Raw genomic sequence first — 22,836 nt, 5'->3', positions numbered from 1 at the left:
CGATGGGATAGCCCGAATGGCGCATGGGTTCAGGCCAGACGGGTCAGCGTAACCGCAACGGGCGAAGGACCGCGCAAGGCAAGCGGGATGGTGCCGCCAGCCTCCGTGACGATCGCCCCCTCGATCGCGACCCGCCACCGTCCTGCGCCGAGATCGAGCGTGACCGATGCCGCGCCGTGTTCGACAAGAAATCCGACGCTGCGCCCGTCATGCGAAAGCGTGATCTCACGATCGGCGGCAAAGCGCCCGGCGTGCAAGGTGAGATCGACCGTCCCGCCGGCCCAGCGCGCGTGGAACCGTCGCCGCACGCCATCGCGCGGCACGACCGCGATCGTGTGGTCGCCCTCGCGCAGTGTGCCGCCAAAAACGATCCGCCCGAAGATCGGATCATCCGCGACGATCGTCGCCGCGCTGCGTAGCGCACCGCAAAAGCCCAGATCGATTTCGCAGGCATAATACCATGCGCCGCGGTGATGCGGCTGATCGAGCCAGGTCAGCCCGTTAGGGGCCGGCTCAAATCCGCCTGCTGCCGCACCGTCATTGGCCTTGCCCGGATACCAATAGCCGTAATCGGTTTCCGCAGTCCCGCTGTTGAGCAGGGCCCAACTGCTGAGAAACGACGCATAGCCAAGCCGAAGCAGAGTATGCGGATCCACGGGATCGCGAAGCGCGTGGTCGAGCACCGCCCAGCCGCCCATCTGCGCCATGTAGCTGAGCGTATAGGCATTGCCACCCGACCCGCGATAATCGCTGCCGAGCAGATAATAAGCCGGTTCGAGCCAGCCACGGCAAAACAGATTGGCCGCCATTTGCCGAGCGCTGAACGCCTTGACCGCGTCGCGCGAAACGCCCGCGACCGGATGGTCGAGCGCGTACCGCACGATCGCCTGGGTCGATTCGAATCCCGTCGAATCGAAGGCATATTCGGAGCCGAACAGATCCGGCTCGCCGGTGACGAAGAAGCGCACCTTCGTTTCCCAGAACTCGCGCAATTCCTGCGCCTGCGCGGATCGACCGGCAGCGTCCAGCGCGACGATCAGCTCCGGGAGGACGCATTCATTGTAGAAGCCCGTCTCATAGGCCGACCAGTTCGCCAGCGCTTTCGGGATGGTGAACATCGCCCGCGCCGTGCCGAACGCGCGCTCGAGATAGGCCTTCGCGTCCAGCCGCGTCGCGACGCCGGGGTGGTCGGTCGCGATGCGATACAGCGAAAGGTAAAGCAGGATGATATGCGGGTAATCGTAGACCCGCCAGATGTGCAGCTTCCCCTTGGTGCCAGCATCGGCACTGTCGCGATTCTGTTTCCAGTCGGGGATGCCATAGATCGCATAGGGATAGGTCTCGGCGGTGCTGCGCTGCAGCCCGCCCCATACGAAGTGCTCGATATAGTCGTCGAGCGCGGTGACTTCGGCCTGGACCGGGTGCTCGGCATTCTTGGCAGCGAGGAAAGCGGGTTTGCTGAGCCCCGGATCGTCGCAGGTCACTTCGTAGATACGCCAGCCCTTGATCTGATCATAAGTGTCGGGCCCGAGCAGCGTCTGGCTCTGCATGTTCCACTCGCCGAGCAAACCCCGATACCATTTCGTCGGATCGCGGTGCTGGTGCGCGGCGATGAAGGCACCGCGCTTGGCGATCAGTGTCTCGAGCGGCTCGGTCGCGAAAAATTCGAGATGCGTGAGGCGCGCGTCACCGTGGCGGATCGTCAGGCGATTCTCGCCGAGACGGCCAAAGCGTACGCGGTATAGCTGCCGCCCCGCCCGTTCTCCGAGGGGCTCGATCTGCGTTGCAGCGGGATGCTCGGCATCGATCCCGTGGATCGGGTCGGACGAACGCAATGCCAGCGTCACGAACAAATCGCTCGGGACGGTCATGCCGGGCACGACTTCAACATCGATCCCGCCCGCAGCGGCGATCGCGTCTCGCGCGGCGGCATAGTCCGCGACCAGGCTGAAGCGCAGCGCGTAGCTGCGCCGCTCGCCCGGCGCGAGCATCAGATTCGTGACCGGAATACGCCAGCGTGTCCCCTTGGCCGCACTTTCGGCCGCCGCGGCGGCGGCATGGATGTAGACGCAATAGCCGTCGTCATGGTTCTCGGCGGCGGCCATATCCCAATATTCAAGCTGGGTATCGCGCTCGGGCATCAACAGGAGGTACGGCCCCACGCTGTTGCGCCGCATCCAGAACAGATGCGAGCCGTGACCCGAGACGAAGCTGTGCTTCAGCACGGCGTTGCCGTCGTCCTTTGCCGCGCCGGCGATGTTGTTCATCGGCAACGGCAGCATCAGATCGCCGATCTCGACCGGGACGGCCGACACATTGTGCAGCGTGATGCGCCACACCAGATCCGCTCCTTCGAGCCCCTGTTCGAGCTGCAGTTCGAGCGTGTCGGCGATCGCGTAGCTGGCCTTCCTGCCAGCATCGGTCTCCACCGTGCGTACTGCCACGCGCGGGCGCTGTCAAAGCGCTCCCAGTCCCCTACGCCGTGCCGCCACACGATGCGCGCGGTGCCGAGCGCTACGCCAGGATAGACATAATCGGTCGGGAATGGATCATCGCGGACGGACAGGCTGGTTATACCGGTCGCGTCGGTCCCGACGACGAAGCGCGACGCGCGCGCCTGAAGGGTGCGCGCCACCCGCCGTTGCGGTGTCTCCATCGCCCACGCCGCCGGAGCTAGGCGGAGCGCGCCCACCGCGACCGCCGAACAGAGCAAAGCGCGACGGCTAAGCGCTGTCATGAGCCGCAAGGCTCCGACGCGGCGACAGGTGCGGCGGTCGGCCGTTGCTGCGTAGGCGCGATCACCTCCCATTCGGTTACCGCAACTCCGGCGGTGGCACCGCCCGCCTGCGAAGCGTCGAACGTCGCGCGCAGGCAGCGCGTGGTGATTGTGGCAAAGCGCGTCTCCTGCGCCGCATCGACCGCGACGCCATAACCGCTCGGTTGCGGCACCGGTTTCCAGCGTCCGTCCCAATAGTCGATCCGCCAGCGCGCAGGCGGCGCAACGCCTTCGCCCGCCCCGGCCGGATGATCCGCCCAGAACCAGATGCGCGAGCCATTGAGCGTCACCGGCTTGGCCCAGCGATATTCGATCCACGGATGCGCCGGATTGTCGGCACCGCGCCAGGTGCCCCACATGTCGGGCGGCAGCGGAGCCTCGCGCCGAATACCGTCGTTGAGCGCCTTGATCCAATATTGCACCGGCACCGGGGTGTTCGAAGCGAACGCCGTGGCCGAACCGGCGACGTTCCGCGTCGGTGCTGGCGTTGGCTGGGGCGACCGCGTCGGCACGACCGGGCGAATTCGCGCCGGGGTCACGCTATCGTCCCATTCGATTCGGTCGAGCGCCACGCTGCGCCGGAAATGCCCGCCGCCGACCGCGTCGGCGGTGTGGTAGGCAAGATACCATTGGCCCTTGAACTCGACCGCCCCGGAATGCGAGGTGGTCGAGGAAACCGGCTTCAGGATCACGCCGCGATAGGTCCACGGCCCGAGCGGCGAGCTCGCGGTGCCATACGCGATGCAGGCATGATACACCGCTGGCGTGCAGTCGCTCGTCGGCCCGGCGTTATTGCCAGCGTAGAGCATGTAATAGACGCCCTTGCGCTTCATCAGCCACGGCGCTTCGAAGAAGCCCTTCAGCCCGTCGACCCGGATTTCGCGGCCGGTCGGCGTAATCATGTCGCGGGCGAGCGCCATCCCGCGCAACTGCCCGAACGTGCCCCAATAGATGTACGGCGTGCCATCATCGTCGATCATCACGGTCGGATCGATATTCTGGATCGTGGTGCGCTCGGGCACGCGCTGCGAGAGGATCGGTCCCGATGGATGCGCATCGCGCCATGGGCCGACCGGAGTGTCGGCCACCGCGACGCCAATCGCGAAGCGGTCGGGGGCGTCGCTCTTCGCCTCCGACACGGGCGCATACATGTAGAATTTGCCATCGGGCCCAGGCACGATCTGGCCGGCATAAGCGTGCCCGGGCTCGGCCCATTTGAACACGCTTTCGGGCCGCGCGATCGCCGGATAGTGCGTCCAGTCGCCTTTGGCCGGGTCTTTGGTGGCAAGCAGCTGCCACTCGTTCATGATGAAATCATTGACGCCCGGCGGAGCCTCGTCGCGCCCCGCAAGGATCCACAAGGTATCGCCGATCACGACCGGCGCAGGGTCGGTCGAATAATAGCGGCCGTCCGCGAGGATCGGATTGCCGTTGCTGTGGACCGTCTCCTGTGCCGCGAGCGGGGTCGTTGTCAGCAAGGCGAGGGCGAGGATGGAGCGTCGCATCGTCATTCCGTTTGGGGATAGGGGCCTTTGCCGCCATCCTTGATCAGTTGATCGGTCCGCGCATCGAGCACCGGGAGCGGCACCGAACCCAGCTCAAGCATCGCGTCGTGCCACGCGCGCACATTGAACTTGGGCCCGAGCGCCTGCTCGGCGTGTGCGCGCGCTTTGCGAAACGCCAGCTCCCCCATGTAATAGCTCAGCGCTTGCCCCGGCCAGGCGATGTAGCGATCGACCTCGGTTTCGATTTCGTGATCGGACAGTGCGGTATTGTCGTGCAGGAACTGCTGCGCACGCTCGCGCGACCAGCCTTGCGTATGGATCCCCGTATCGACGACCAACCGCGCCGCGCGCCACATCTGGTAGCTGAGCATGCCGAAGCGATCATAGGGATCGTCATACATCCCCATATCGTCGCCGAGCTGCTCGCAATACAGCGCCCAGCCCTCGCCATACGCCGAGAGATAGGCGTCGCGACGGAATTGCGGCAACCCGGTATTTTCGGCGGCAAGCGGCATCTGCATGGCGTGGCCCGGTGCCGATTCATGGAGCGTGAGCGCGACCATCTGGTAATAAGGCCGCGAGGGCAGGTTCCAGGTGTTGACCAGATAGATCCCGGGGCCGCCGCGCCCGCCGGTGTAGAAGGGCGCGAGGTCGGCTGGCACCGGCTTGATCGCGAAACGGCTGCGCGGCAAATGCCCGAACCAGTCGCTTGCCTTGCCGTCGAAGGTCTTGGCGATCCAGGCGGCGCGGTTGAGCAGATCCTGCGCGGTCTTGGGGTAGAAGCGCGGATCGGTGCGCAGGTAATGCAGGAAGGCGGGCAGGTCGCCATCGAACTTCACCTGGCGCAGCACGTCGAGCATCTGCGCGTGGATCTTGGCGACCTCGGACACCCCAATCGCGTGAATCGCGTCGGGGCTGATGTCGAGCGTGACGAACTCGCGGATCTTCGACTGATAATAGGCCTTGCCGTCGGGCAGATCGTATGCCGCCAGCGTCTTGCGCGCACCCGGAATATAGTCTGTTCGCAGGAAAGCGAGCAGCTTGGCGTGCGCCGGCACCGCTGCCTCTGTGATCGCCGCCGCGCCGTCTTTGCGCAGCGCGGCCTGGGTCGCTGCCGGGATCGCCGCCGGGAAGCTCGCGAAGGGCGCATAGAGCGGGTTGTCGGCCAGCGTCTTGGCTTCGGCGACTTGCGCCACGCCGATGTCGCGGCCCTGCAGCGTCACTTGGGGCGGCGTGAACCCGCGTTTGAGACCGGCGCGCATATTGGCGATCTGCGCGTCGAAATAGCCCGGCAGCTCGCGCAGGGTCGCGATATAGGCGCGGTAGTCGGCCTCGGTGTGAAAGCTGCGGCGTGCTCCTTCAGCGACGTCGCCCCAGAAGCTGGTGTCGGAATTGAGCGGCTTTTCGTAATCGCGATAGGTCTGTTCGGCGAGCAGCGCGTCGATCTGTCCCTTATAGACCGCGTAATCGACCTTTGCCTTTGTCGATAACTGCGCGAACGGGATCGCGGCGAGCAGGCGCTCGGTCTCGGTCCAGCGCGCGAGTTTTGCCGCCTGAGCCTTCGGGCCCACATCGGGCAAATGGGCCTGGGTTTCGGGCGGGCTGTTCTCATCGGGTCCCTGCATCTTCTGCCGCCAGGCATATTCAGCGGTATAGATCGCCTTCAGCCGATCGTCGGCGGAAACGGCGCGGCCCGCCGTCTTGCGTGGTGCCGCGTCGGCCACCATCGGCATCGCTGTGCCAAGCAGCACGAGGAGTAACCAGCCATGCCGCATCTTCATTCTCCTGCCACCAGGGCATCGATGTCGGCGAGCAACGCCGCCGGAATATCGACGCCGTGCACCATGCTCTGCGCGCGCGCTGCGTAGCGGCGTTGCGAGGGCAAGCGCGCGCCCTGCTCCTCGATCGCCGCAAACATACCTTCGGCCCGCGCAAGGTGCGCCTCGACCTGATCGCCGAGAAAACCCGCCGGGTCGATCGCCACGATCAACTCACCCCCGAGCGGCGATCCGCCCGCGCCGCCGTCGGCGGCGAGCGATTCCGCGCTGGTCATGTCGCCGATCAGCGGCCCGGCGATCAACTCGACCATCGCCGCCAGCGCCGACCCCTTGTGCCCGCCGAAGGTGCGCATCGCCCCCGCGAGCACGGCCTCGGCGTCGGTCGTCGCCTGGCCTGCGGCGTCATACCCCCAATCGTCGGGCACCGGCTTACCGGCACGACGATGCAGCTCGATTTCGCCGCGCGCCACCGCGCTGGTCGCCAGATCAAAGACGAACGGCAGCCGACCGGGGCGGGGCCAGCCGAAGGCGATCGGATTGGTGCCGAACACCGGCTGCGTACCGCCGGCAGGCGCGACCCAGGCATGGCTCGGCGTGCAGGCCAGCGCGACGAGACCTTTCTCTGCCAGCCATTCGATTTCGGGCCAGAGCGCGGCGAAATGCACGACATTATTGAGCGCCAGAGCGGCAATGCCGTAACGCTGCGCCTTTTCGACAAGCATTGCGCGGCCCGTTTCGAAGGCCAATTGGGCGAAGCCGCCGCCGCCATCGACCCGCACGAGCGCGCGGGCCGGCTCCGACAGAAGCGGAATCGCCTCGGGCGCAACTGTCCCGGCACGAACGCTTTTGGCGGCGACGAGCAGACGGTACAGACCGTGCGAGGTGCAGCCGTCGCGTTCACCCGCCACCATCGTTTCCGCGACAGCGTGCGCGTGATCGCCCGACAGCCCGACCTGAAGCAGCACGCGCCGGGCGAGCGCACGGACCTCCGCCAGCGTCATGCGCACCGAGACCGGCGCGGTCGCGATGGTCATTTGACGGTGCCGGGCTTGGCCGTGAACAGCACCACGCCAAACACCGGCCCCGCCGAACTGCGGTCGTGCGGTACGAAGCGCACCTTCAGCGCACTTTTCTTGTCGGTCAGCGCCTGTGGCAGCGGATATTCGATATCGATGAACTTGCCCGGCACGTCGCCGCCAAGATGCTGGGTCGCGATCTTCACATTATCGACCAGAATGTCGAAATCGCGCCCTCGCTCCTCGCCCCAATAGGTCGCCTGCAGCACGAGCGGCCCGGGCTTTGCCTTCATCGTGAATTCGAAGAAGCCGCCCGATCGCGCATCACGCCCGTTGCGGTTGCGATAGCTTGTCGGGAAGGACAGCTCCGAGATCAGGCCGTGATCATGCTCGGGCTGCATCTCGCCGAGATGGACGACGTCGACCGACCGCGCGGCGATGTCCTTGAGCCGCGCTTGCTCGGCGACGAACGCGGCTTGCTCGGTCTTCCATTCGCCTTCGGAGAAGCGTTTGAAATACACCGCGCTGCGCCGTTCATATTGCTTGTAGAACGGCACGAAACTCAGGTCGCCCGGCCGCACGACGCCGCTGGTGGTGTAGCTCGCCGGTGTGGCGCTCGGTCGGAAGCTGGCAAGCAGATCGGTGCCGACCAGCGCCGGATCGGGGGACGTCCAGTCCCCCTCGGTCGTGCCGAGATCGGCGGCGAGAACCATCGGCCCGCGCAGGATCGCGACCGTCCGGTCGTCGCCCGGCGCCGCCTCGATCCGCAGCTCGAGCGGCAGCGTGATCGCGACCGTATCCCCCGCTTTCCAGCGTCGCTCGACGATCGCATAGCCGCTGGCGAAGCTCGGGGTGACCGGCTGGCCATTCACGCGCACCGCGGCTTTGCCCGCAGCCCAGCCGGGCACGCGCAGCGCGATCGCGAAGCGACCCGGGCGGGCGAGCTTGGCGAGCGTCAACGTCGAGGTCGGCTCGAACGGATAGCGCGTGTCGAGCGTCAGCGCCGCGCCGCGCGCGCGCCACGTCGCGTCGGCGGGGATGTAGAGGTTCACCAGCAAGGCACCCTCCCCTTCCCAGAAGATCGACTCGCCATGCTTGGCATGGCTTTCCATGCCCGTGCCGACACAGCACCAGAACGCGTCGTCGGCGGAGGTCGAGTATCCGCGCACCGCCCCCGTCAGCAGCGGCGTCATATAGGTGAACCCCGCGGTCTTGGGATCCTGCGCCGCCATAACGTGGTTGAGATGCGCGCGCTCGTAATAATCGAACAGCGCGCCATCGGGCTGCCAGCTATACAATTGTCGCGTCAGCTTGAGCATGTTGTAGGTGTTGCAATGCTCGCAGGTCTGTTCGGTAATGTGGCGGCTGATGCTGTCGGGTTCGGAGAAATATTCGCGATCGGCATTGCCGCCGATCACATAGCTGTGATGCTGCGTCACCGCCTGCCAGAAGAAGCGCGGCGCAGCGGCCTTTGCCGGTTCGCCGGTCAATTCGTGGATCCGCGCAAGCCCGATCAGCTTGGGCACTTGGGTGTTGGCATGAAAATTGGCGAGCTTGTCCTGTCCGGCGGTCAGCGGATCGAGTACCTTGCGGTCGTACAGCCGCTCGGCGATCGCCAGCCACTTGCGATCCTTGGTCCGCGCGAACAGTTCGGCAAAACTCTCGTTAAGCCCGCCATATTCTGTGCCGAGCATGGTTTGCATCTGCGCGTCGTCGAGTGCCGCGAACACCGGCTCGAAATAACCGGCGAAAGCGGTCGCGACCGAGAGCGCCTTGGCATTGCCCCAGCTCGCATGCACGTCGAGCAGCCCTGCGAACAGCTTGTGCACCGTATAGAAAGGTGACCAAGCACCGTTGAGATCGAATCCGCCCGAGCGGATATCGCCCTTGATGATCTCCGGGAAGATCTCGATCGCATCGACGACCGTGCCGTCCTTCCGCTTGCGCTGCATCGCGCCAATATAGCCGTTGCCGCGCGCCGCCTGCGCCTCCGCCAGCTCATCGACGATATAGTCGGCGCGCACCTTCGCCTGCGCATCGCCGGTCTGTTCGTGCAGCAGCACCAGCGCCGACATGTAATGGCCAAGCGTATGACCGGCGATGGTATCGCTCTCCCAGCCGCCATAGACCTCACCCTTGGGCTTGAGCCCGGCATAGGCACGGAAATTGTGCAGTAACCGATCCGCGCTGAGGCGCAGCAAATAGGCGCGGTTGACCTCGACGGCAGTCGCGTAATCGGATGGGCGCAAGCGCACCGCCGACAAAGGAAACGGCGTGGCCCGGCGCGGCAAACCTGCGGCGAGGGCGGCAAACCCTGCGGTTGGCCCAGCCAGCAGCGCCAAGGCGCTTGCTCCGGCCATCACTTCGCGACGCGTGCCCTGCATGATCACTCCCTTGTAATACGGTATACGATTAGGGCGGTTGGAAAGAGAGGTCAATCGCAGAACGCCCCTTCCCATGCTGTTGATCGGCCCGACGATTCCAACACCGCCCTTCACGATCATATACCGTATAATATTATTGACGAGTGGTGACATGCCTGCTGTATCGTGCCGCAAAAGGGGATCGCCGTGCCTGCTCCAAGCCTATCGTCACCACGTACTCATCGGCGTCTCATTGTGCACCTAGCGCTGCTGACCGGCGTAGCGCTGGCACCGATCGCGGCTCGCGCAAATCCCGCGCCTTTGCCGACGATCGAACAGCGCTACCAATTGGCCGACCGCTACCTTGGTGATGCCATGCGCAAGCTGATCGTCGATCAGAATCTCGACGCGCACTTCATCAATAACGGCAATGGCGTGCTGTTCCGTCGCGGCCCGACCGACGCCCGCGATATCCTGTTCCTCGATCTCGCAACGCGCGAGGCACGTCCGGTTATCAACGAGGCCGTACTGGCGCGGCTTGTTTCCAACGCGACCGGCAAATCGGGCCCACCGAGCGGCCTATATCTGGACGCTCCGGACTATGACCCGGCAACAGGCGTGCTCGGTTTCGGCGCGTTCGACAAGCGCTGGACGTTCAAGGATGGCGCTCTGACCGAGGCCGTCAAGGCCTCGCCCAAGGGCGACGATGCGGTTTCGCCCGACGGCCGCTTCCGCATCGTTGCCGAGGATCACAATTTGGTCGCGGTCGATCTCAGGACCAAGCGCCGCGTCGCGCTCACCACCGATGGCACGCGCGACAAACCTTACGGTCGCGGCATCGCCGAACTATCGGAAATCCTGAAGCAAGGCACCGAAGACCCCGTGCTGCCGGTGTCGGTACGGTGGTCGCCCGACAGCAAGCGCATCCTCACCTGGCGGCTCGATACGACCGACGTGCAGCGCTTGACGATGACGCAGGAAACGCCGCCCGGGGCCTTCTATCCGCGCAGTTTCTCCTACATTTATCCGCTCGCGGGCGCGGCGAAATTGCCGCAAGCCAGCCGCCTGGTGATCGACGTCGAAGATGCGGTGAAGCATCGCAAGGCAAAGATCGTGCCCCTCCAAGTCCCGAGCGAATCGCTGCTCTATCCGGCCGATCCCGATCTGAGCTGGTCGGCGGGCAAGGTCCGCTCGCAATGGGTCGAGCGCGGCTACGGCCAGATTGTCGTCTACCTGTCCGACCCGGTCACCGGCGCATCGACGATCACCGCGCGCGAAGCCATGAAGCCGCTGGTCACGGTGACGTCGAGCTTTCTGCAACCAGCCCCCGAACTGGGCGGCGAACTCGACGTGTCCGAGCGTACTGGGTGGGCACAGCTTTACCTGGTGCGTCCCGACGATCCCAATGGCGGCATACCGCTGACCAAGGGCAATTGGGAGGTCACGTCGGTCAATTATGTCGATGGCGAGAAGCGCTCGATCCTGCTCACCGGCGTCGGCCGCGAAGCCGACCGCAACCCCTATTATCACGCGCTGTACCGCGTGACGCTCGACGGCAGCCAGCCAGTCCTGCTCACACCCGAACCCCTTGAGCATGAGTTGCACGTCTCCGACGATGGCCGGTTCGTAATCGACGCGATGTCGAGCCCGACCGTACCGACGCGCACCGTCGTGCGCGACACCAGCGACGGACACATCCTCTACGAGCTCGGCCATGCCGACGCGTCAGCGCTGGTCGCGACCGGCTTCACTATGCCCGAGCCGTTTCGCGGGCTTGCCGCCGACGGCAAGACGCCGCTTTATGCGATGATCTATCGCCCGGCGCATTTCGATCCGACGCGGCATTATCCGATCATCGACAATGTCTATACCGGTCCGACCATGCACGTCGTGCCGAGTGCGTTCGGCGACACGCTGCTGAACGGGCCTGGCAGCGTCGCGCAACTTGGGGCGATCGTCGTGGTGATCGATGCGACCGGCACGTCGCAACGCGGTCAGGCGTTCCGCTTGCCGGCGTACCAGAATCTCGGCGAGGTCGGGCTCGACGATCACATCGCGATGATCCGCCAGATGGCGGCGCGCTACCCCTATATCGATACAACGCGCGTGGGCGTCTATGGCGGCTCGGCCGGAGGCTATGACGCGGCGCGCTTCATCCTCCGGCGCCCCGATTTCTTCAAGGTCGCGGTCTCATCGTCGGGCAATCACGATCTGCGGCTCGACAAAGCCTGGTGGCCCGAGGTGACGATGGGCAATCCAGACCCGGCGGTGTGGGATCGCAACTCCAACATGTCGGTCGCGGGCAACCTAAAGGGCAAATTGTTGCTGATCCACGGCGATATCGACGACAATGTGCCGATTACCGAGAGTTTCCGGCTCGGCAACGCGCTGATCCAGGCGCATCGCAGCTTCGACATGGTGGTGCTGCCCAACACCACGCACCGCGTCGCCCAGCCATTCTTCTGGCGCAAGTTCCGCGATTATTTCGTCCGCAACCTCCTCGACGAGGCACCACCTGCCGACGCCGCGTTTGAAGACCAGAGCCCCCATCCAGCAGCGCCCGCCGCCGCCAAACAGTGAGAAACTCGATGCTCCCTCCCCGCATGCTGCGTGTCTCGCTCCTGGCGTTGGCGATCGCGACTCCGCTCGGCGTCATGGCGCAGGACGCCCAACCACCCAAGCCGGTCTACCAGCCGATCGCCACCACGGCGGTGCGTGTCGCCAATCTGCAACTGCTTCTGCGCAACGACACGCAGACCCTTGCCGGCCTGTCACCGCTCGCCGATCCGACCTTTGATTTCGTCCCCGGCAAGCGCGAGCCGGAACGGCAAGGCGACGGCTACAATCATGTCGGCGACATAAACCTGCGGCTACGCACCCTGGCGGGGAATGGCGCGACTATGCCTCGGCGCATCGGCGCAAGGCGATCACGCTATTGCCGACCAACCCCACGACGCTCGCCGCAGCCGACATCACCGCCTCGCTTGGCGATGGCCTGCCGCTGCGGGTCGAACGCCGCTGGCTCAACGTCGGCGGGTCACCCGTGCTGCGCTTCACGCTGGTCAACACGTCGCCGACCCCGGTCGAAATCGGCGTGCTTGGTATGCCGATGGTGTTCGACAACATCATCGATGACCGCACGCTCGAACAGGCGCATGCCGAGGCGAGCTTCGTCGATCCCTATATCGGGCGCGATGCAGGCTATCTCCAGGTGACCCGGCTGAGCGGAAAGGGCTCCGCTTTGCTTGTCCTGCCCGAGGGGCACAGCCCGCTCGAAGCCTATGTCCCGCTCCCGCAGGACCGCGCCGCCCCCAAGGGCACGACCTTCACCGAGAAAAGCCAGCGTAGCCAGACCTCGGAAGGGTTTTACGACTGGACGATCGCGTCAAAGGGCTATGCCGACAAGGAATGGAGCAAGGCCGGGCCGCAATGGAACGCGCCCACCAGCATCACGCTCGCCCCCGGCGAACGCCGCGATGTCGGCGTGCGCTTCGTGCAGTCGCCCGATATTCGCGGCATCGAGACCACGCTCGCCGCGCAGCACCGCCCGGTCGCGGTCGGCATTCCCGGCTATGTCGTGCCGACCGATCTCACCGCCGCGCTCTTCCTGAAATATGGCAGCAAGGTCGCCAGGATCGAATCCTTCCCGGCAGGTGCGCTGATCGCCACGCCGACTGCGGCTGCCAAAGGCTGGGCGCGCTATGACGTGCAGGCGCGTGGCTGGGGCCCGGCGCGGCTCAGCATCACCTATGCGGATGGCACGGTGCAGACGGTCAGCTACGACATCACCAAGCCGCTCGACCAGGTGATGGCCGATATCGGCCGCTTCACCACCACCAGGCAATGGTATGACGACAAGACCGACCCGTTCCACCGCGCCCCCGCGATCCTGTCCTACGACAAGGAAGCGGGCAAGATCCTGACGCAGGAACCACGCGTGTGGATTTCGGGGATGAGCGACGAAGGCGGCGCGGGCAGCTGGGTCGCGGCGATGATGAAGCAGCTCGACAATCCCGATGCGACCGAGGTCGCCAAGCTTGAGGCGCTGGTCGACGAAACCGTTGTCGGCACGCTGCAAATTGCCAGCGGCGACCATGCCGGTGCGGTCAAGAAGAGCATCTTCTATTATGACCCCAAGGAACATCCCGGCTATTACGATCCGACCGAGAATTGGCGGAACTGGACGTCGTGGTCGCACAAGGATGCCGACGATCTCGGCCGCGCCTACAATTACCCGCACGTCGCGATCGGGCACTGGGTGCTCTATCGGCTCGCGCGCAACCATCCCGGGCTCGTGACAGCGCACGACTGGAAATGGTATCTCGACCATGCCTATGGCACCGTCACCGCGATGATGCGCGATGCGCCTTATTACACGCAGTTCGGCCTGATGGAGGGCGACGTGTTCGTCGACATCCTGAAAGACCTGAAGCGCGAGGGGATGACCGCCGAAGCGACCAATATGGAAGCGCTGATGAAAGGCCGCGCCGACCATTGGAAGACGTTACAATATCCCTTCGGCAGCGAAATGGCGTGGGATTCGACCGGCCAGCCCGAAGTCTACGCCTGGATGCGCTATTTCGGCTATCAGCCGCAGGCGGACACCACGCGCGACGCGATCCTCGGTTATGATCCGACGATCCCGAGCTGGGGCTATAACGGCAATGCCCGGCGCTATTGGGATTTCCTCTACGGCGGCAAATATCCGCGGATCGAGCGGCAAATCCACCATTATGGTTCGGCGCTCAACGCGTCCCGCTGTTCGATGCCTATCGCGCCAACCCAGCCGACACGCACCTGCTGCGCGTCGCCTATGGCGGCATGATGGGCGGAATCACCAATATCGATCGCGACGGCTTCGGGTCCGCGGCCTTCCACAGCTGGCCCGACCGGATGGGGTGGGACCCCTATACCGGCGATTATGGCATGGGCTTTTTCGGCCATGCTTATGCCGCCGCGACCTATCTGGTCGAGGACGACCTTCGGCTGGCTGGCTTATGGCGGCAATCTTACCAAGGCGGCGGACTCGGTCAGCGTCATGCCGAAGGACGGCGCGCGCGCACGCCTGTTCGTCGCGCCTGCGGGGACATGGATCACGCTCGAGGCTGGCAAGATCGCCACCGCGCGCTATACGCCCAAGACCGGCACGATCACGCTGACGCTCGACCCCGCCACCACCGCCACCCCCGCAGCACGCCTGTTCGTCGAAACGACCACAAAGGGCGGCCGCGCTTATACCACCGACGCGGGCACCGATACACGCGGCGGCCGGACCATTCCCCTCTCTGCCGGTCAGACGACCGTAACGCTCACGCCGCACTGAGTCCGGACAAGAGGAACGCAAATGCCGGCGGGGCCCCTGCCCCGCCGGCATTTTGCCGCGCGCACTCAGACCCCGTCAACGTGCATTGGCCGCGATTTCGCTCCGCCGATACATGGTCTGTTTCCACGCCGGTCGCGCATGCGCCGCCCATACGAAAAAGGACCGCGACTTGCGTCGCGGTCCTTCCCAGCAACCATAGAAGCCAATGATCAGAAGCGGAACCGGGCACCCGCCTGAATCACGCGTGCCTGCTGGCGCGCGCCGACTGGCAATGCATTATACGCACCGAAATAGGTCCTGACATTGTTGTGCAGAAGGTTCGTTCCTTCGACGCTCAAGGTCATGAACTTGACCGGCGTAACGTTGATCGCGGCATCGAGGCGCGACGTATCTGCCGAATAGACCGAATAGCCTGGATTAACATAATCGGCATAGGTCTTGTAGGACGAACGATAGTTATACGCGAGGCGTCCGCTCAGTACCGGCGTGTCATACAATAACGCGATGTTCCCGGAATATTTGGAGGTGAACGGCGCGTCGCGGCCATGCGGCACATCCGGAATGTCTCCCGCCAAATCCAGCGTCGCCACGGGCAGATAGGTAAAGTTCGCGTTCACGCCGAAGTGCTTGGCGAAGCCGGGCAGGAAATCGAAGAACGTATTCACCTGCGCTTCAAGACCGAAGGTCTTGCCCGGCCCGGCATTGCGCGGTTGCTCGACCGGATGGATCGCGTTGACCTCGGGCACGTACTCCGATGCTCGAACGGTATAGATAAACCCGGTCTGATTCTTCAGGAAGGTGCCCAGTGACACCAGGCCGCCTTTGCCGAAATAATATTCGAGCGAGGCGTCATAGTTGTTTTCCTGGACCGGCTTGAGCGCGGGATTTCCGGCATAGACCGTCCCGGTCGGGCTCGCGATCGCATCGCGCAATTCCCTGAAGTTGCGGAGCGAGTAAAAATCCGGCCGCTGCACGTTGTGGGTGTATGACAGGCGCAATTGCAGCGTCGGCGTGAAGTGCAAAACGCCGGTGGCGCTTGGCAGCAAGTCCACATAATTGCCCTTGCTGCCAACGCTCGTCACGACCGTATTGTAAACGGCCTGACCATTCGCATTCTTCAGGATCTTGCCGTCAGCACCCAATTGATAGGCATTCTGCGCGCTGGCCGCTGTGCCCCAGGTGTTGACGAAACGAAGGCCGAACGTGCCGTCGATCGGGATGCCCGCCGCCTTGAACGCATAATTGCCCTGGCTGTACGCTGCAAACGTCCGCTCGGTTTCGGCAAAGCCCGAACCGAGATCGGTCGCGCCGGGCTCCGCCTTGGTCCAGTCCGCTCCAGCCAGGTCCGCGCCGTTGGCGATGATGTAATTTCGCACGGCGGTGAAGTTGTTGTAATACTGGGCGTCATTGAGATGATACCAGGTCGGGATTTGGCCCGCACCGCTGATATCGGGCGTCGTCGCGACTGTTCCGATGCCGGTTTGGCTTCCCACCGTCGTAAGCGATGGCCCTGTCGTCACATTGCTGAAGAACGCATCGCGATACCCATAGACGTATCCCGATGTCCGTTTCGTGAAGCGCGTGCCGAACTGGACCGATCGCAGCAGGCCTTCGTCGCTCGTCTTGACTGTGAAATCGAGGTTGGTTGCGAACATCGTGTCGCTGTTGGTACCGTTCTGATCATGTACCTGGAACAGCTTGTAATTGGCGGGATTGCTCAAGTCGGTTCCAAGGAAGGTCACATAGGGACCGCCGCCAGGAACATTTGCGGAGTTGAAGTCGGTATGCACCGACGTCCCGACCGGGAAGTGGTACTGCTGCTGCACAAAATAGACCGAGGTCTTCGACCAATTATACTGTGCGCCGAAATTGATCTGGACCTTGTCGCTGTGCCAGTGGGTCTCGAAGTTGGTGGTGTAGCCGTCGGTCTTGCGCTTCTGGTAAAGGCTCAATGGACCGCCCGGAAGCCCGCCGGTGGACGGCGTCGAATAGGTCACCGAGCGGATCGTGCCGTCCGGATTGGTCACGATATCCGAATAGACGCCGGTATCGACGTTCGTCTGCACCTTCAGATAATCGCTGTAATTGGTTTCGCGTGCGCCGAAATATGATCCTTCGAGCACGAAATCGAGATGGTCGTTCGCTTTCCATTGCCACGAAGCATTGAGCGATGGGCGCTCAACCGAACCGGACTCGACGCCATAAGTGACGGCGTAGGGAATGATGGTGTTCTTCAGGCTCGCCGACTGCGCGTTATAGACCGGGCTGCCGACATAGATGCCGATCGCAACGGCGATTCCGCCGCGACATAATTCTCATTGTAATTGTTCTTGGTATAGGAGCCGTTGAGCAGGAAGCCCATCTCGCCGATCGGCGTGTCGAAGCGGTCGGCCAACAGCAAGCTGGCATAGGGGCTCTTGGTGTTGCCGATGTCGGAGAAGGTCTCGCGAAAGCTCCCCGCGACGGTCAGCCCCTTCTTTAGATCGAGCGGCCGACGGAGTTCGACGTTCACCGTTCCGGCGATGCCGCCTTCGATCTGATCGGCGCTGCGGGTCTTGTAGACCTGCACCGACTTCAGCAATTCGGCCGGAATGTCCGCGAGATTGAGCGCACGCGACCCGGCGCTTGCCGCCTCGAAGCCATTGATCGTCGTCTGCACATCGCCCAAGCCGCGGATCGTGACGTTCTGGCCTTCGCCGTGTGCGCGGTCGATCTGCACGCCCGAAACACGTGCAAGCGCTTCCGGTACGTTATTGTCGGGCAGCTTGCCGGCGTCCTCGGCATCGACCGAATCGACGATCTGCTTGGAGTTGCGCTTGCGGTCGCGCGCCGACTTCAGGCTGGCGCGCAGGCCGACGACGACGATGTCGTTGCCGCCTTCGCCTTTATAGGTTGCCGAATCGGCACCGGCCGCAACGGCTTGCTGCACCGCTTTGCCGCGGCGGCGCGCGGCCTCGCGTTCTGCGCGCGCTTTGCGCCGAGCGGCGATCCGCTCGGCTTTGCTAAGCGGCGCGGCTGAAGCGGCGTCTTGCGTGATAGCCGAAGGTGCGATGGCTGCGGCAGCAGCCACGGGACACGTGGCCGATAGTGCCGCCATGCAGCAGGTGAGCGTTAGAACAACTTTCATTCGCATGCCGATTTTCCCCTCAAGGTCCTTCGCCTGGCCCTTTCGCCACACGTCCCATGACAGAGTTATGACATACGATATAAAGTATACAAGTCGCAATTTGCGCCTTGTGATTCAAGGCTGCGGCGATGCCTTTTCCGCTTAAACCGCTACGGTATCGGCCACGTTCGACGTGTCCGCGATCGTATCGAGGTGCATCAGACGCACGACCAATGGGCTGAGCGCCGCGACCCCCAGACCGACTACGATCGAAAATCCACCGATCCTCGTATAGACATTCAGGATGGTATCCGGGCCCGCGCTTGCGGCACCAGTCGTTTGGGCGATCAAGGCGGCGATGAAATTCCCCGCCGCTGTCGACAGGAACCAGGTTCCCATCATCAAGCCCGTCATTCGCGTAACGGACAATCGAGTCATCGACGACAGGCCGATCGGCGAGAAGCACAATTCGCCCATCGCGTGGAACAGATAGACCAGCACGATGAACAGCGCGGGGGTCAGCGCACCGCGCGGTGCCGCGCCGGCAACCAACACCAGGAAACCGAGCCCGACCAGGATCAGCCCGATCCCAAATTTGAGCGGCACGTTGGGCTCCAGCCGCCGACGCGCCAACATGGCCCACCCCCATCCAAACAGCGGCGCAAGCACGATGATGAAAGCCGAGTTGATCGACTGAAAGACCGCCGCCGGGATCTGATAGCCGAACAGCATCCGATCGACGCGTTCGTCGGTGAAAAACGTTGAGCGAGGATCCGGCCTGTTCGAACAACGCCCAGAAGAGCGGGCTCAGCGCGACGAGAAACAGCGCAGCAAAAAACGCGATCGCGCTCGACCCGTGGCAAGGTGTACACCGACCGCCAGACGATATAGCCAACCGTCAGCACCGCAAAGCCAATCAGCAGAATCCCGACCGCGCCTTGCGATCGGATCAACCACCACACGACGCCGACCGCACCGATACCCCCGAGATAGATTAGCGGTTCGAGCGAAAGCCCGGCAAACACGGCGCGCCGCGCAACGCGCCGGGCGGCCGACCCGCGCCGCGCAGATCCTTTTGAAACACCACAAAACGCGACGAGCCCGATCAGCATACCGATGCCCGCCGCACCGAAACCATAACTCCAGCCGACCGTCTCCCCGAGGATACCGATCAGGATCGGCCCAACCCACGCGCCGAGGTTGATCCCCATATAGAAGATCGAGAAAGCGCCGTCGCGCCGCCGATCTCCACGCGCATACAGCTCGCCAACCAGGACCGACACGTTCGCCTTGAGAAAGCCCGTTCCGACCACGATCGCGGCAAGACCGAGATAGAAACCGTTCAAATACAAGCCCTGTGCTCCGGCCGGCCCTTCGAGCAGCGCGATCAGCAAATGGCCGGTGACGATGAAGACACCCCCCGCGAGCACCGCCTTGCGCGCACCGAGAAAGCGATCGGCCAGATAACCTCCGATCACTGGGGTTATGTAGACCAGTGAGGTGTAGGTGCCATAAACGGCGTACGAATGATCCTTCGCGAACAGAAAGTGCTTGGTCAGGTAAAAGATCAGGATCGCGCGCATGCCGTAATAGGAAAAGCGTTCCCACATTTCGGCGAAAAACAGGACAAAGAGGCCGCGCGGATGGCCGAGCACGGTCCTGGCGTCGGTAGGCGTCTCCGACACTCCAAACCGGCTGGTGTCATCGGTCGCGGGGCGATTGCCGACAGACGTCATGCTGGACAACCGCCATCGAATGTCGGGCAGCGTTCGGGCGCTCGCTCGGCGCATCGCTCACTCTTTCGCGCATCCTCAACCATCGCACCCTCCGCAACATCCTAACCTTCACCCTAGGGTATACGGTATTTTATATGCAATCTTTTAACGTGTAACGTCAGACCCTTGCGAAACGCAGAGACTTTTGAATACCGAATATCGTATATTATATTTGACATACCCCCGCGAGCGTGGTGCATTCGCCTGAAGGCAAAGGGCCAATCAGGGGTATTTATGACCATTCGCAACTCCCGCCGGGGAGCAGCTCTCGCTGCATCGGTATCCGCATTGCTGTCGACCAGCGCTTATGCGCAAATCGCCGCTGCGCCGACGACGGCAGAGCAGACCGTGGCCACGCCCGAAAGCAGCGACATCGTGGTCACCGGCACCCGCATCAAACGCCGCGATTTGACCAGCAACAGCCCGCTTACGATGGTCGGTGAAGCCGAGATCCGCTATCAGGGCGCGACGAGCGTCGAGAGCGTGCTCAACAAGCTTCCGCAATTCACCGCCGATGCGAACGAGAACGTCTCGAACGGGTCTGACGGCACGTCGAACATCAATTTGCGCAACCTCGGGGCCGGCCGCGTGCTGATCCTGCTGAACGGCCAGAGAATGTTGCCGCAGCAGGCGATCGATGTGAATTTCGTGCCGTCGTCTCTGGTCCAGCGCATCGACGTCGTCACCGGGGGTGCCTCCGCAGTATACGGGTCGGACGCTTTGTCGGGCGTCGTCAATTTCGTCTTGCGCGACAATCTCGACGGCGTTCGGATCGACGCGCAAAGCAGCTTCAACCAACATGACAACGGCAACGGTTATCTTCATGGCCTGGTCAACACCAAGGGCTATCCGCAAGCGCCGGGCACCGTGTTCGACGGCGGCAAGACCGACGTCAATGCGAGCTTCGGCAAGAATTTCGCGGACGGGCGCGGCAACATCACCGTTTATGGCGGCTATCGCACGGCGCAGCCGGTAACCCAGGATTCACGTGACGTTTCGGCATGCGCGCTCGACCCCGTGGATGATGCGGGGACCAACCTGAAATGCGGCGGTTCCAGCAACAACGCCTACGGCCTGTTCACATTGCTGACCGGCCCGAACAAGGGCAAGACGCTCGACAATACCAAGGACGGCAAGCACACTTGGGTACCCTACGATTCGAGCTTCGCGTACAATTACTCGCCGACCAATTATTTCCAGCGCTCCGACACGCGCTACACGGCAGGCGCTTTCGCCAAGTTCAAGCTGAGCTCGCTTGCCGAGATCTACGGCAGCTTCATGTATATGAACGACCGTACCTTTTCACAGGCGGCACCGTCCGCGCTGTTCCAGGGCACGACCTTTACGATCCCTTGCAACAATCCGTTTCTGTCGGCGAGCCAGGCCACCACCTTGTGCGGCGCAGCCGCTGGCACCGCGCAGACCGAAGACACGTTTATCGGTCTGCGCCTGACCACCCCGCGCCGCGACGATCTACGGCATGAGGATTTCCGCTACACGGCCGGCGTGCGCGGCAGTTTCGCGAAGGGCTTCAGCTACGACGTCAACTATCTGCGGTCGCTGGTGCGGTACAACGAGACCTATATGAACAATGTCGACAACGTGAAGGCGCAGCGCGCGCTCAACGTCGTCAACGTCAACGGCACCCCCACCTGCCAGTCGGTGATCGACGGAACGGACAAGACCTGCCTGCCGATCGACGTGTTCGCCGCCGGCGCGATCAGCGCCACCGCCCTGCCCTATCTCTTTTCGAACAGCTCGACGCAAAGTCGCAATACACAGACGGTGGTTTCGGGCACGATCAACGGGGACCTCGGGCAATATGGCATTCAGATCCCCTGGGCCGATCGCGGCATCGGCATCGCACTGGGTGCCGAGCATCGCCGCGAGACGCTGAGCGCCAGCGGCGACGCGATTGCGATCCAGAACGGCTATGTCGGCTCCGACGGCACGATCACCGTGAACGAAGGCTATGGCGAGCTCGAGATACCGATCCTGTCGAACCTGCCCTTCGCCAAGGCGCTGACGATCAACGGCGGCGCACGCTATTCGACCTACCATAACCAACAGGATTCGACCGGCTTCAAATCCGATTTCCACGCGCTGACGTACAAAGGCGAACTGTCCTGGGCACCGAGCAGCGACCTGCGATTGCGCGCGAGCTACAATCATGCCTTCCGCGCGCCCAACATCAGCGAACTGTTCGGCGCGGTCAGCCTTGGCAACGTGACCGCGACCGATCCGTGCGCCGGCTCCAGCCCGGCGGCATCGCTCACGGTCTGCCAGCGCACCGGCGTGACGGCGGCACAATATGGCAACATTCCCGAATGCCCGGCGGGGGTCTGCGTGCAGCAATATGGCGGCAATCGCGATGTGAAACCCGAACAGGCCGACACCTACACGATCGGTCTGGTGCTGACCCCGCGGATGCTGCGCACCTTCACGCTGTCGCTCGATTATTTCAACATCAAGGTGACCGATTACATCAGCACGATTTCGCCTTCGCTGACGATCAGCCAATGCGCCTCGACCGGCGACCCTTATTATTGCGGGCTGTTCCACCGCGATCCGCGCAGCGGCGTGCTGTTCGGCAATAACGGTTACGTCGTCGGCACCACGATCAATACCGGCTCGCTCCAGACGTCGGGCCTCGACATCACGAGCAGCTACACGCTCGACCTCAACCGTTTCGGCAAGGTCAACCTCGACCTTGTCGGCACCTTCCTGCTCGACCTTTCGACCGAGCCGCTGCCAGGGCTCGGGACGTACAATTGCAAGGGCCTGTACGGCTATACCTGCGGCGAGCCGTCGCCGACGTGGCGCCATCAGTTGCGCACCACCTGGATGATCCCGGGGAAGGAGAAGGCCACGCTGTCGCTCGCATGGCGCTATCTCGACAGCGTCACGCTTTCGAGCTTGTCGGACAATGCGTTCCTGAATGGCCAAGGCAGCATCATCAACAGCAAGATCCCCGCGTACAGCTATTTCGATCTCGCGACGACGGTCAACTTCACCAAGGGGCTGACGCTCCGCGCGGGCGTGAACAATCTGCTCGACAAGGACCCGCCCGCCATCGCGCAGGGGATTCTGGCGAGCTTCGGCAATGGCAATACCTATCCCGGTGTCTATGATCCGCTCGGGCGGACGATCTTCGTCGGGGCGACCGTCGCCTTCTGAAAGTCCAAGTCCGCGGC

9 protein-coding genes and 2 pseudogenes are annotated in these 22,836 nt (G+C 63.4%); 3 read left to right on the top strand and 8 right to left on the bottom strand.

All coding sequences use genetic code 11. The features are described 5' to 3' along the window. Positions 1-29: 29 nt before the first annotated feature. The 5 genes from NW75_RS01975 to NW75_RS01955 all read right to left on the bottom strand — a co-directional run bounded on the left by NW75_RS01975 (position 30) and on the right by NW75_RS01955 (position 9,459). A complete protein-coding gene (locus tag NW75_RS01975; protein WP_156142948.1) occupies positions 30-2,444 on the bottom strand; it encodes a DUF5695 domain-containing protein in 2,415 nt (804 codons plus the stop codon). Positions 2,445-2,733: 289 nt separating this feature from the next. Beyond that, positions 2,734-4,281 carry a family 43 glycosylhydrolase gene (locus NW75_RS01970; RefSeq protein ID WP_231564884.1) on the bottom strand — a complete coding sequence of 516 codons (1,548 nt, stop codon included), beginning with the start codon at positions 4,279-4,281 and terminating at the stop codon, positions 2,734-2,736. Positions 4,282-4,283: 2 nt separating this feature from the next. Next, positions 4,284-6,056: a DUF885 domain-containing protein gene (locus NW75_RS01965; RefSeq protein ID WP_033963468.1), complete on the bottom strand. Its 1,773-nt coding sequence runs from the start codon at positions 6,054-6,056 to the stop codon at positions 4,284-4,286. A 2-nt stretch (positions 6,057-6,058) separates the two neighbouring features. Continuing rightward, the gene (locus NW75_RS01960) at positions 6,059-7,093 is read right to left on the bottom strand and encodes an Ldh family oxidoreductase (protein WP_033963396.1); all 1,035 of its coding nucleotides are present in this window, start codon (positions 7,091-7,093) and stop codon (positions 6,059-6,061) included. Next, positions 7,090-9,459, bottom strand: a complete 2,370-nt coding sequence (locus NW75_RS01955; RefSeq protein ID WP_033963466.1) for a glycoside hydrolase family 127 protein — start codon at positions 9,457-9,459, stop codon at positions 7,090-7,092. The genes NW75_RS01960 and NW75_RS01955 overlap by 4 nt, the downstream gene beginning before the upstream one ends. A gap of 234 nt (positions 9,460-9,693) precedes the next feature. Between NW75_RS01955 and NW75_RS01950 the strand changes: the two genes are divergently transcribed. Then, on the top strand, positions 9,694-12,018 hold the full coding sequence (locus NW75_RS01950; protein ID WP_137902388.1) for a S9 family peptidase: 2,325 nt from the start codon (positions 9,694-9,696) through the stop codon (positions 12,016-12,018). Between the two features lie 8 nt (positions 12,019-12,026). Beyond that, positions 12,027-14,761, top strand: a pseudogene (locus NW75_RS01945) (DUF5695 domain-containing protein). A gap of 209 nt (positions 14,762-14,970) precedes the next feature. Here NW75_RS01945 and NW75_RS01940 read toward each other — a convergent pair. The 3 genes and pseudogenes from NW75_RS01940 to NW75_RS01930 all read right to left on the bottom strand — a co-directional run bounded on the left by NW75_RS01940 (position 14,971) and on the right by NW75_RS01930 (position 19,603). After that, the gene (locus tag NW75_RS01940; RefSeq protein ID WP_033963394.1) at positions 14,971-16,884 is read right to left on the bottom strand and encodes a TonB-dependent receptor domain-containing protein; all 1,914 of its coding nucleotides are present in this window, start codon (positions 16,882-16,884) and stop codon (positions 14,971-14,973) included. A 110-nt stretch (positions 16,885-16,994) separates the two neighbouring features. Next, a complete protein-coding gene (locus NW75_RS01935; protein ID WP_033963392.1) occupies positions 16,995-17,831 on the bottom strand; it encodes a TonB-dependent receptor plug domain-containing protein in 837 nt (278 codons plus the stop codon). 198 nt (positions 17,832-18,029) lie between these two features. Beyond that, positions 18,030-19,603: pseudogene (locus tag NW75_RS01930) on the bottom strand (peptide MFS transporter). Between the two features lie 273 nt (positions 19,604-19,876). Between NW75_RS01930 and NW75_RS01925 the strand changes: the two are divergent. Next, complete coding sequence (locus NW75_RS01925) at positions 19,877-22,819, top strand: TonB-dependent receptor domain-containing protein (protein ID WP_052192016.1); 2,943 nt, start codon at positions 19,877-19,879, stop codon at positions 22,817-22,819. The last annotated feature ends 17 nt before the right edge of the window (positions 22,820-22,836 follow it).

Origin of the sequence: Sphingomonas sp. Ant H11, from assembly GCF_000797515.1 — a bacterium.
GTDB lineage: Bacteria > Pseudomonadota > Alphaproteobacteria > Sphingomonadales > Sphingomonadaceae > Sphingomonas.
Note: the sequence above shows the minus strand (reverse complement) of the source record. Positions and strands in the feature narration are given on the sequence as shown.